3 protein-coding genes are annotated in these 1,945 nt (G+C 52.9%); 2 read left to right on the top strand and 1 reads right to left on the bottom strand.

Going from position 1 to position 1,945, the window contains the following annotated elements:
- Positions 1-59 precede the first annotated feature (59 nt).
- Both ACOYNV_RS28075 and ACOYNV_RS28070 read left to right on the top strand, forming a co-directional pair.
- Complete coding sequence (locus ACOYNV_RS28075; RefSeq protein WP_422903117.1) at positions 60-713, top strand: Bax inhibitor-1 family protein; 654 nt, start codon at positions 60-62, stop codon at positions 711-713.
- Between the two features lie 111 nt (positions 714-824).
- Complete coding sequence (locus ACOYNV_RS28070; protein ID WP_422903116.1) at positions 825-1,025, top strand: hypothetical protein; 201 nt, start codon at positions 825-827, stop codon at positions 1,023-1,025.
- A gap of 231 nt (positions 1,026-1,256) precedes the next feature.
- Here the strand turns inward: ACOYNV_RS28070 and ACOYNV_RS28065 are convergent, their stop codons facing one another.
- Positions 1,257-1,781: an H-NS family nucleoid-associated regulatory protein gene (locus ACOYNV_RS28065; RefSeq protein ID WP_422903115.1), complete on the bottom strand. Its 525-nt coding sequence runs from the start codon at positions 1,779-1,781 to the stop codon at positions 1,257-1,259.
- Between the last annotated feature and the right edge of the window lie 164 nt (positions 1,782-1,945).

The following is a 1,945-nucleotide window of genomic DNA, read 5'->3' as shown; positions in this document are numbered from 1 at the left end:
GGTATTGTGGTCGGTACCGCGGTCAGAGGCTTGGGGTAGCTGCTACATAATGCCGTGTAATCGATCTGAGCAAAACCGAATACGGTACGTACGCCGCGCCGGATATCACCCGTGTCATTCGGAATACCTATCAGCTGCTGGCACTTTCCACTGCCGTAGCCGCCGCTGGTGCCGGCGCCAGTATGTTGGCGGGCTTTGGCCCGTTGGCGGGCATCGTCTTCACCCTGCTCGGCCTGGTACCGCTTTTCTACTTGAACAAGAACCGGAACTCGACAGCCGCCGTACCGGCCATGCTGGCCTTCACCGGCTTGAGCGGATTGGGCTTGGGGCCAACGCTGACCCACTATATCAGCCTGCCTGGAGGTAGCAGCACGGTACTGACGGCGGCGGTACTCACCACGGCGGTCACCTTGGCGCTCACCGCGTACGTCCATAAGACCGGCAAGGACTTCACCCGGATGGGGGGCTTCCTTTTCGCGGGTCTGATTGTCGTTCTGTTGGCAAGCATTGCTGCGATTTTTGTGCCCGCGATGCAGGCGGGCGTCTCTGCCGTGGCCGCTTTGCTCTTCTCTGGTTTCATCCTTTTTGACACCAGCCGCCTAATCCGCGGCGAGGAGGACAATTATGTGATGGCGGCGTGCAGCATGTACCTGAACGTTCTCAACCTGTTCTTGGCCATCCTGCAACTGCTGGGCTTCGCGGGCGACGACTGATATAGAAACCCGTTCATTTTTTTGAAAAGCTAATACGAAATACTTCGTTCCCTCTTGGGAACAACGTGAATAGGATTGTTTGCGGAACAACTACACGGGAGATTTAGCCGAATGAAAGTAAAATCGTCAATCAAGAGCGGTGCAGAGTATCTCTGCACCAAGTTGGGTGATGTCGTAACCGCCATACAGCAAGTTGCCGTGGTCAAGGGATTGGCCATGTGGGAAGTCGAACGAAACATAGGCGCCGGAATAAAAAGGCGTCTGATTGTGTCAGAACGTAAGCTGATAGCGCTGGCCGCAATGCCCGCGTAGCGCGTTTTCTAGGCTTTTTCTTAACATGCCCGGTAGTAGGTCGCAGTTTTCCCGAGAATTCATTTGCTCCGATCAGGACGGCGTGGCCAGTCGATCCTTAAGCAATAGCACCGCTTCGTAGAACTTCAGCAAGTTCGGCATCCTGACCGAAGGTGTAACACCACCCATTTTCCCTCAATTCCAGGAAACTAAATAGAGGGGGATAGGGGGCGGTCAGGCAGTTTCGCTCGCCTATGGCGCTGCGACCTCTTCAGGCGCTGGAACGGCCTGGGCAGGTTCGTCTTGCACAGGCATTTGCACCTTGACGCTTTTCTTCGCCGCTGACTTTTTGGCGGCCGGAGCCTTGGTTACTGGTTTGGCAGTCGCTGGCTTTACGGCCTTTTTCAGTGCTGTCGCGACCGCAGTTTTCGCGGCCCGCAATTCCAGGACTTTGGCGATCAGGAAATCTTCCCTTTTCCCCTTTTTGATTGCCTCAGCCATCCAGCCTGGCGGTTTACCATGACCGTTCCAGGTCTTGTCCGTCTTCGGGTCCATGTATTTCGGTGGTTTAGCTGGGTTGATTGGATTTGCTACAACCTCTAGGTTCTTGACCTCAGACTTTGGGTTATCCTCAAAAAGATCGTCAGGCGTCAGTTCGTATTCAGTAATTTGAATCTTGATACCAAAAATGATTTTAACGATTTCAGCGGATCTGGCTTCGGCAGCTTGCTTTTCGAGCGCAGCAATTTGACGCTTTATTTCTTTGTAAGTGGCCATTGAACTTTCTCTGTTTTCATTTAAATAAGGCAGGATTATAAGCGACTGTGCAAAGTTCTCTTATTACCTTGCCTCCGGATCTTGTGTAGAGCACCATCAGTGAGATTAACAGTGCCCTTTCGGCAGCGCTGCGTGAATTCTGCTGATGTTTATGTTATTGGCTA

It is taken from the genome of Propionivibrio sp., assembly GCF_049316945.1.
Lineage (GTDB): Bacteria > Pseudomonadota > Gammaproteobacteria > Burkholderiales > Rhodocyclaceae > Propionivibrio.
Note: the sequence above shows the minus strand (reverse complement) of the source record. Positions and strands in the feature narration are given on the sequence as shown.

Bases quoted from the DNA above. Each gene is read 5' to 3' on its own strand.
- ACOYNV_RS28070 (WP_422903116.1), top strand. From the start codon at position 825: ATGAAAGTAAAATCGTCAATCAAGAGCGGTGCAGAGTATCTCTGCACC.
- ACOYNV_RS28065 (WP_422903115.1), bottom strand. From the start codon at position 1,781: ATGGCCACTTACAAAGAAATAAAGCGTCAAATTGCTGCGCTCGAAAAG.